5 protein-coding genes are annotated in these 8,757 nt (G+C 53.5%); 3 read left to right on the top strand and 2 right to left on the bottom strand.

Annotated elements, in window-relative coordinates; genetic code table 11:
- Positions 1-306 precede the first annotated feature (306 nt).
- Positions 307-1,533 (top strand): phosphatidylserine decarboxylase, encoded by a 1,227-nt coding sequence (locus tag ACR0EZ_RS25465; protein WP_480617619.1) that lies wholly within the window; start codon positions 307-309, stop codon positions 1,531-1,533.
- 70 nt (positions 1,534-1,603) lie between these two features.
- On the opposite strand, the gene ACR0EZ_RS25460 is transcribed toward ACR0EZ_RS25465, so the two are convergent.
- On the bottom strand, positions 1,604-4,942 hold the full coding sequence (locus ACR0EZ_RS25460) for an AAA family ATPase (protein WP_480617618.1): 3,339 nt from the start codon (positions 4,940-4,942) through the stop codon (positions 1,604-1,606).
- A 106-nt stretch (positions 4,943-5,048) separates the two neighbouring features.
- Entirely contained in the window at positions 5,049-6,467 is a 1,419-nt protein-coding gene (locus ACR0EZ_RS25455) for an FAD-binding oxidoreductase (RefSeq protein WP_480617617.1), read from the bottom strand.
- A gap of 400 nt (positions 6,468-6,867) precedes the next feature.
- On the opposite strand from ACR0EZ_RS25455, the gene ACR0EZ_RS25450 reads away from it, so the two are divergent.
- Together ACR0EZ_RS25450 and ACR0EZ_RS25445 are read left to right on the top strand one after the other, a co-directional pair.
- The gene (locus tag ACR0EZ_RS25450) at positions 6,868-7,254 is read left to right on the top strand and encodes a Nif11-like leader peptide family natural product precursor (RefSeq protein WP_480617616.1); all 387 of its coding nucleotides are present in this window, start codon (positions 6,868-6,870) and stop codon (positions 7,252-7,254) included.
- 61 nt (positions 7,255-7,315) lie between these two features.
- Positions 7,316-8,368 (top strand): hypothetical protein, encoded by a 1,053-nt coding sequence (locus ACR0EZ_RS25445; RefSeq protein ID WP_480617615.1) that lies wholly within the window; start codon positions 7,316-7,318, stop codon positions 8,366-8,368.
- Positions 8,369-8,757: the final 389 nt, after the last annotated feature.

The raw sequence follows: 8,757 nt of genomic DNA, 5'->3' as shown, positions 1-8,757 counted from the left end.
GAATAGATTGCTCATGAAATACCCCTGAAACTCAGGGGCTTGAATCACGCAGCAGAGATGGCTGCAATCAAATTAATGGGTCTAGAGCCTAACAGAAATGCAGTCGAACTGACAGGTAGGGGCGAAGTTTGCGACAGAACCCGCCCGGACTCTGCCCAATTCAGCAGTTCGCTGAGCTCGCCACCTGACTCACAAGCGATTGCTGAAACAACTCAACGGGCTCAAATCTTTGCAACAAAACCTCTGCTTCGATAAATTCGAGTGGATCACTGACATTGTCGGCAATGCGCACCTTAAGACGGAGGAATGGATTTGAAACTTCAAGAACTTCAAGATTTGGAAAAGAAAAACCCGGACTTAACCGATAAAATGAAGGGCATGTTGGAGGAGCTGGATCAGCTCTTTGCCAATCCCGTAGTCGAGGCGGCGTATAACAACGCAATTGCTCATGTCTATCCGTATGTTGAATTGGAGGGCGGGGCAGATAACCCTTGGGTAGGGCAATCCAGCGAGTATTTTCGGCAATATTTCAGGACGTGGTTTACCTATCTTCCCAGACCGATAGCGGGCGAAGGCTTGGGAAAGATCATTCCATTTAGCTATTTCTACCTGAACAACCCCACAGCCAGAGAGTTTTTGAACACCTTCAAAAGCCGGTGCGCTTCGACAGGTGAGTATAAAGCGGAAATCTTCGACTGGGTGGTGCGCTTTGTAAAAGAGCGCGGGGCGTTCATGGATTCGATCAATTCAAAAAAGTACGTCGAGGAATGGACGAAAGCGCTTGGGCATGAAATGAAAGATTTCGTTGTGCCGAAAGGTGGTTTCGATTCATTCAATGCGTTTTTCACCCGCGAGCTCAATTCAGGCTCGGGTCTTGATCCGCGGCCGATTTCCGATCCGAAAGACGACTCTATCCCGGTAGCTCCAGCCGATTCTGTTCTGAACTACATAATTTCTGACCTCACTTTGACCCAGGAATTGAACATCAAGTCGCGGCAGATCAACGTTTCTGATCTGTTTAATGGATCCCCCTATGCGGCGTGTTTTGAGGGAGGCACCGCGATCTCGTGCGTTCTGCTGCCCCAAAACTATCACCATTTCCATGCACCTGTGACGGGCAAGATTATTGAGGCTGTTGAGGTCCCCGGCAGGTATTTCGGAATAGTCGACGGAGGCGAATTCACGGACAATTTCAATTTCGGACAAGGCACTGCAGACTTCAGCGTATTCGAAGACTTCCATCGCGCCTATTATCTGATTGATACAGAGAAGCACGGACTTGTCGGGCTTGTTCCGGTGGGCCTGAATACGATCAGTCGCATTCAGCAGTCCCTCAATTTTGGGAAAGAGGTCAAGCCCGGCGACACCCCGGTTCCTGTGACCAAAGGCGAAAAGCTGGGGTCTTTCGCATATGGGGGCTCCCTCTGTATTCTGTTTTTCCAAAAAGGCGTGTTCAGCGCTGTGTCGGTATTTATGGGGACCCGTCTCGGTGTCATGCAAGAACCTTCTGTTGATGCCCCCACCGCAAAGTAAGCGTCACAGCAACAAACGTACTCTGCACAAAGGAACGTGTCCTGACGGAAAAAGCGATATGGCTGGTCGTTTACCCCGTCTTCAAATCGTCCAGCAGCTTCGCGGCCTCCTGGAGATCGGGTGTATCAAAGCCTTCATCGAATTGCTTGAACACGTCTTCAAGCCTTTGATGAGCCATCTGATTTTTGCCGCGACGTTGCCACAGCCGGGCTAGATTGGCCGTGGCCCGCAACTCCAGCGTCTTGGCTTTTTGGTTGCGCGCAACCTCGATAGCCTCGAGGTACCAGGACTCGGCCTCGTCCGGTTGGCCATTCATTTCCAGCAGTTCGCCTTTGAAGCGACGCACGTTTGCCTCTGCGTGTCTCTCACCGTTGGCGACAGCTTCGAGCGCTTCATCAACGATCGCGATCGCTTTTTCAATCTGGCCCCCGGCTACGTAAGCTTCGGCTTGCACCAACAGGTAAGACGGCTTTTGAAGACGAGCCCCAGCGGCTTGCCAAATCTCGAGAGCGTCCTCGATCTCGTCTATTGCTTCTTTGATTTGACCCTGACGGCTGAGGCAGTTGCCGTTTACGATCCTTGCTGCCGCCAGCCAGAATGTCAGTTCGTGCTCGCTGGCCAACGCGATGAGTTCGGTGGCCAATTCACCCGCTTTGTCATATTCGCGACGAAACAGTCTAAACCAGGCTGCAAAACCAAGTGCAAACGCCAGATCATGGTGATTATCGAGTGATCGTGCCAGTTCGAGACACTGCTCGCTGTAGGCCTCGGCCTGATCTGCATCCCCCATCAACCAGAGGATCCAGGACAGCGCTGAAAGCGCGTCGATCATTGGGTTCTCTGACGGCGCGATTTGAAAGGCCAGACCGGTCTCCATGTCGCTTTGCTCAACAAAGGTTCTGACCGGTTCCAGGGCACCGGCGAGGTCACCTCGCCACAGGTTGGTCGTTCCAACAAGATAGTTGCCGGTCAGAGCCAATTCTTCCATCTCGCTCAGATTCGCAAGTTCCACGAACTGGCTGGCCAGCGCCGTCGCTTCATCAAGCTCGATCTTGACGATGTAATAAGAAACAAGACCCCACAGCACCGGAAACAACAGCTCGACGTTCTCGAGCGTTTGGCAAATCTCACGCGCGCGATTGAACGTTTCCGAAACCTCTTCGGCGGCATAACCGCGGCTTGCAATCAAAGGGTCCGCCAATTCCAACAACAGCAGAAGCTCGCCCTCATCCCGTTCAGGGGATACGGGCGTTTGTTTCAGCTGTTCTAGCGCATTTGCCAAATACGCGCTGGCTTCAACAAATGCTGAAACCCCCATGGCTCTGCTACCGGCTGTCCGCCAATAGTCGCTGGCCTTGTCGAACACGCGCGCTTCGGTAAAGTGATGCGCCAATATCTCAGGTGCCTCGTCAGCAAGTTCCTCTTCAAGCGCCAATCCGATCTTCGCGTGTATCTCTATGCGCTGGTTGCGCAACAAAGAGGAATATGCCGCTTGCTGAACCAGCGCATGCTTGAATTTGAACGTGCCTTTGGTTTCATCAAGCTCTTCGATCAGCCCGGATGACTTGAGCTCATCCAGCTTCGGTTTGAGCCCTTCATCCGGCATTTCGGTCAATATCGAAAGGTGTTTGCGAGAGAAGGATCGGCCAAAACAGGCGGCCCGCTGAGCCAGACCTCTGACATCTCCCAACTGATCCAGACGCTCGAGCAAGAGATCATGAATCGTCGTGGGGATCTCGGGGGCATGACGCGTCGACTTGCCTGTCCGAGAGCCCTCGGGGTTACGAGAATCCGACAGCAACATCTGGGTAAGCTCTTCGACAAAAAGCGGAATCCCATCTGTTTTGTTCAATACATAGTTGACCTGTTGCTGCGGCAGCGCGTTTTCATCAATCAGCCCGTAGACCAGTTCCCTGATCTGAGTTTGGTTCAACCGGCCCACTTTGATGCTGGTTACGGCGCGACTGTCCGGCCATGCTGCCTTGAATCCCGGACGATGCGTAATCGCAATCAGAATTCTCATGTCCTGGAGCCATGACGCAATCGCGTTGAGCATCTCCAGCGAGGTCGGATCAATCCAGTGCGCGTCCTCAAAAATTACGGCCATCGGCCGCTTGGCGGACCGTGACTGCAGAACGTTAAGCGCGGCATCCATCATTTGTCTCTTGCGTTGTGCAAGGCTCAACTGAGGTTGACTGATGCTGTCCTCAATCGGAACGGACAGCATCGGAGCCATTAGTCGCGCAAAGTGACCGTCACCATCTGCAAAACGAGAAAACAGATGGGCCAGACTGGCATAATCCAGTGCCGAGCGGTATTCGCCGTCCGCGTCGATTGAATGCCGGATCAGGTCGACCAACGGGTAAAGGGCGGTGTTGGTGCGAAACGGCGAACATTGCATTCGGATTGGCTGGTGTCCTTCGGACATCAGGCGATCTTCAAACGCTTCGCAAAGGCGGGATTTACCGATCCCGGCCTCTCCGTCCAGAAGCACGATCTGCCCGCAGCCCTTTCGTGTGTTATCCCAACAAGAGAGAAGGACATTAAGTTCATCCTGACGCCCTACAAAGGGTGCTCGCCGTCGCGTCTGCATCGCGCCGAAGCGGCTGGCGACGGTTCGTTCGCGTATGACCCGCCAAACCGCAACAGGCTCTGATATACCTTTGAGAGTGCGCTCTCCGAGCTTTTCGTACACAAACAACTCGCCCAGCAGATCCCGAGTTTCTGATGCCACTATGACTTGATTGGGTTCCGCTACCGCTTGCAATCGTGCTGCCAAATTCGGCGTCTCACCGACGACCGCGGTTTGCTCGGCCACGCCTTCACCGATTATATCTCCGACGACAACCGGTCCGGTCGCCAGGCCGATACGTACAGCCAGATCAACGTTGAATCGTTTTTTGAACCCGTCATTCAGTTTTTGAATCGAACGAACGACTTCCAGACCGGCTCGTACTGCACGTTCTGCGCCATATTCATGTGCGATCGGATAGCCAAAATAGATAAGGACGCCATCACCCATGTAGTTCGCGATGAAGCCATCATATTTGCGAACGGCCTCGCTGCAGATTTTCTGGTAGGCGCGAATGACCTCGCGAAGGTCTTCGGGGTCGAGCCGGGTCGACAAGGCGACAGATCCAACCAAATCGCAGAACATGACTGTCAATTGTCGCCGTTCTGCGGCCGTAGCGTTATGGACGAACTCGTTGCTCGCAACACCGGATTCAGCATTCAGTTTCGCGATTGCTTTTAAGATGATCTTTCTGTCGCCAAGTCGCTGAATGCCGAGTTCTTTGAGATCGTCATTGGTCAATTCGGGCAGTAGTTTAACGTCGACGCCTTGTTCGCGGAAGACAGTGGCGTACTCCCCCAGGCCGAGCCCCCCCAACCACGCTTCAACTTCTGGCATTATCCCCTCCGCGTTCGGATCGAATTCTTTTGTGCGATATGCTTCGCTCCATCCAAGCCGCATCATTGAGAATAGTTCAGAACGGTGCGTGTCGCAACTTCGGGGCTTAACGCATGAGAGCGGACAGGTTCCTGGCGTCGCCATTGATCTCGGGAACCAGGTCACGGTGCAACAACAGATTGCACGGGTCAGTCGTGCGGGCCGCTTCCTGCATCGAGGCGATGCCGGTTTTTTTAAGGGTATGAAGCAGACCTTCTTTTGGCATACTTCCATAAGGGTAAGTGCGCACATTGAACCTTCGCAGGATCGACCAAACGTCTTCGGCCTGCCTTAGCATTGAATCGATTTCTTCGCGCTGACAGCGAAGTAGCATATCAATGCCCATGACCCAGGGCGCATCATCATCCAGTTTCGCCCAAATTTGGTTCTGGTTCGACATCGACGCCAGCATCGAAAAGTAAGAATTGCTGATATGCATCGGCCGGTTTGATCTGGCATATTCTCCCAGCTCCGCAAGCGCCGAAGCTGCATCAGCCTCTCGCAGCAGGAATCCCAGAGGCAGCAGTATGTGTTTGGTATTCGCGGTATGGTCCGCTGCAAGCGCCTGCGTTTTATTCCAACCACCGATCGAAGCCGAGAAGCCGATGGGGGCCTCAAGGTCCAAGGTTTCGAGCTGGTAGCCACTCACTTTCTGCTCGGCCATGATTTCCTGCCAACGTTGCCGAGCCCGCTCCGCATCGCTGCTGGTCTTCGCCTCTATCGTGGAATGAACCTGCATCATAGGTTCGGCAGCAGACCAGTCGATATACCCTTCAAGGCACATGATTTCATCGTAATCGCGCAGGCGCTGCGCGATGTTGTATGAATACCGCGCCGGAATGCCCCCGGCGATCATCTTAACACGGCGGGGCAGAAGAGGTTCGACGGTAATTGTTGCATCTAAAACGAACCCAAGCATTCCCTGGCAAGCCAGAGCGGTTTTGTAGAGCAAAGGGTTTTCGGCCGGGCTGCACCTCCAGGATCTGCCATCTGTTCCCATCAGTGTGAATTCGCGGACGTGGCTTACTAGAAATCCTCGCCGGTAGCTGCGGCCGCTTAATCCGCCGATCGACAGCGTCCCACCGATCGTGGCGTTTCCGGCAGAAGTCAGCACAGGCAATCGATGCCCGGTGCTGGTCAGGTGATCCTGTACGTCCCAAAGCTTCATTCCTGCGGAGACTTCGACACAATTGCCGTCTCTGAGGCGCGGCCGTTCTCCGCTGTGCAAACGCCCCAGGTCCACGACCATGTGATTTGCTGCGAGCGATTGTCCGAGGAATGAGTATGCGGCGCCGCGTGTAACAAGCCTTAGGTTGTGTGTTGATGCGTATTCCAGGCAGTCTTGAAACTCGTGAATGCGCGTCGGGATTGCTACCGCAGCCGGAATGCAGTTCCGGATTTTTCCGTAGTCAGTTACATATGGCGCAATGTCATCCGCAGAAGTGAGGATGCACGATGACGCTCGGTTTCGGTTCATTCCTGTCATCAGGTGTTGCCAGTTCCGAATGTCCGACTATCGATGTCCGGACGATTGCGCAGTGCAGGCGATACGAGAACACGCAAGAGGTCTTGCCCGAGCGCGAATGCGCCGGCGTCGATACAGGACCCCACCGCGCCGAACTTGCGGATCGTGAACCTAACGTTTTGCTCGCGCACTTCCCGCCCTCCTCTCATTATTGTCGCGCTCAGAATGCTTGGTTGGGTGAACTTTCTGACGCACTGCTGGTGCCACTATGACACCGTTGCGTCCATCGACCAACAATCCTCGTGGCCTTGCGCTGGCTGGCATCTGAATCGGCGAAACCATCACATTTGTTGCAAAATTTCTCTGCTCGCAGTATGTTAACCGCATAGTCTGAGGAGTATTTTTTAGAGGTAAAAGACCAATGTCGGCAACAGATGCTAAACAGTTTATTGAACGACTGAAGACCGATGATCAACTGCGGGGAGAATTAGCAAAGGCGATCCGTGACGGCGCGGCAACGAAAGTCGCGGACCTTGGCAGAGCACGTGATCTTGATTTTACTGGCCCGGAAATCGTCAAGGCATACTCCGACATGCTTGATCAGAAAGGCCTCCCTCAGGATGAGATTGACTACGGTGATCCCGCTCAAGCAGCATATTCCGCCGAACCAGAGGCCTCCTATTCCCAGCATCCGGCATACTCTCCTGGCCCGGACAGCAGCCCGCACTACGCGGCTTCGTCAGCTGCCCAATACGCAAATGAAGCGTCAACACATTACGCTGACTCTCCAGATAAGAATGCTGACTGAGAGCAAGTCGCAAATTGCCCTTCATTGGCGCTAGTGGCGCGTGGCGGTGGTTCGAAACGATATGACTTTGCCCGAAAGGTTCGACCTCTCAGAGGTACTGTCATTGCAGCTTCCGCACCTGACCGACAATCTTTCTACGCCTCGCGCCAGGTCCAGCCTGCTGCGACTGGCTAAACATCTGCCTCCTATTCCGCGTGTACTGTTCGAATGTCGGTTGGCTGAAGCGGCTCTAGTCGATCTTTCAATCGGCATCACCGACTCCGAGGTCGACAGGGGTCTGCTTCCAAAATACTTCACGTCCGACGGCTCGGAGCGATGGGATCGTTTTTGCAGCTTCGTCGATTGGTGGTGCGAGGAAAATCTCTCTGAGTCCGACACCAAGTCGGCGTGGCTTGAGTTCGATTTGGACAGCGAGACCGACGTGTTGCCGCTGCCATCAGTCTTCCTTCATCTCAAAGCTTCGCCGGTACAACCATGTACGGCAGAAAGTACCGGAGCGGCGCGCGCGCTTGAGCGATTGAAACCTGGCTCTGTCGAGCCTTTAGACCGCTGGCTGCAGACACTTCCACTTCAGGCTATGCCCAACTATGTAGGCGTGATGCTATCAAGGCCGCAGAGTGCTTTGAGGCTTAACGTTGCCGGGCTGAATTCAGAAAGTGCATGGGATTGGATTGCTCAACATGGGACCGTGCGACCCGAATGTCGCGCTCTGTTTGAGAAAGCTTACGACTTGGGTGGTAGCACGGTCCTTGCAGTCGATATCGATGATGCCGTCGGATCGAGGATCGGCCTCGAATGCCGACCCGAAAATGAGTCCGCTTCTCAAGCTATTTTTGACATACTTTCCGCAAGAAATCTCTGCACTGACAACGCCTATCAATCGTTGTGTAATTGGCCCGGCAAGCTCAGCGTTCTCGAGAATGTTGAAAACTGGCCACTTCACCTGGTGATTGAGGCAATGCTCAGAAAAAATAGTGGTATCAGCGTGCTATTGCGTCGCATTAATCACGTTAAGCTCGTCTTCCAAGAAGGAGAGTTGACGGACGCAAAAATATATCTGGCTTTCGAACACGTCGTGCATTTGGGTGAAAGTCCGCAATCCTGCAACACTTAGGCCCCGGGCTTTACTAACGGAGGCGTCGATGGAAGAGAGTGGCGCGTCTCAATCTGCCCGCTGAGGCACTGAGCAGCCTCATCTGACTGGTCCAAATTGATTGTTAGTGGATGTGTCGCAAACTCTGGGGTTAGTTGACGAGCCTGAGTGAACTGAGGTTTGTACTGGTCGAATAATTTTCGAACAGGTTATTTGAGCATGATCTCGTTAAAGGGCTGTCATTTCCCTAAGGATGCAGTTTTGTACGCTGTTTACTTCTATCTGTGGTACACGGTGTCCTATCGGGTTCTGTCGCAATTTTCATTGAAGGCTGGGGAGATGGCGCAGGTGGGTTGGTTATCCTGCTAGTTGAACAAACTGCTGAAACGGATGGAGTCCGGGCGTGAATT

It is taken from the genome of Ruegeria sp. AK4 (assembly GCF_056541025.1).
The sequence above is the reverse complement of the archived record's forward strand: the minus strand, read 5'-3'. Positions and strand labels throughout refer to the sequence as shown.

What these genes read in the sequence shown, in the direction of transcription:
- ACR0EZ_RS25465 (WP_480617619.1), top strand. Translation starts at nt 307, where the DNA reads ATGGATTTGAAACTTCAAGAACTTCAAGATTTGGAAAAGAAAAACCCG.
- ACR0EZ_RS25460 (WP_480617618.1), bottom strand. Translation starts at nt 4,942, where the DNA reads ATGCCAGAAGTTGAAGCGTGGTTGGGGGGGCTCGGCCTGGGGGAGTAC.
- ACR0EZ_RS25455 (WP_480617617.1), bottom strand. Translation starts at nt 6,467, where the DNA reads ATGACAGGAATGAACCGAAACCGAGCGTCATCGTGCATCCTCACTTCT.
- ACR0EZ_RS25450 (WP_480617616.1), top strand. Translation starts at nt 6,868, where the DNA reads ATGTCGGCAACAGATGCTAAACAGTTTATTGAACGACTGAAGACCGAT.
- ACR0EZ_RS25445 (WP_480617615.1), top strand. Translation starts at nt 7,316, where the DNA reads ATGACTTTGCCCGAAAGGTTCGACCTCTCAGAGGTACTGTCATTGCAG.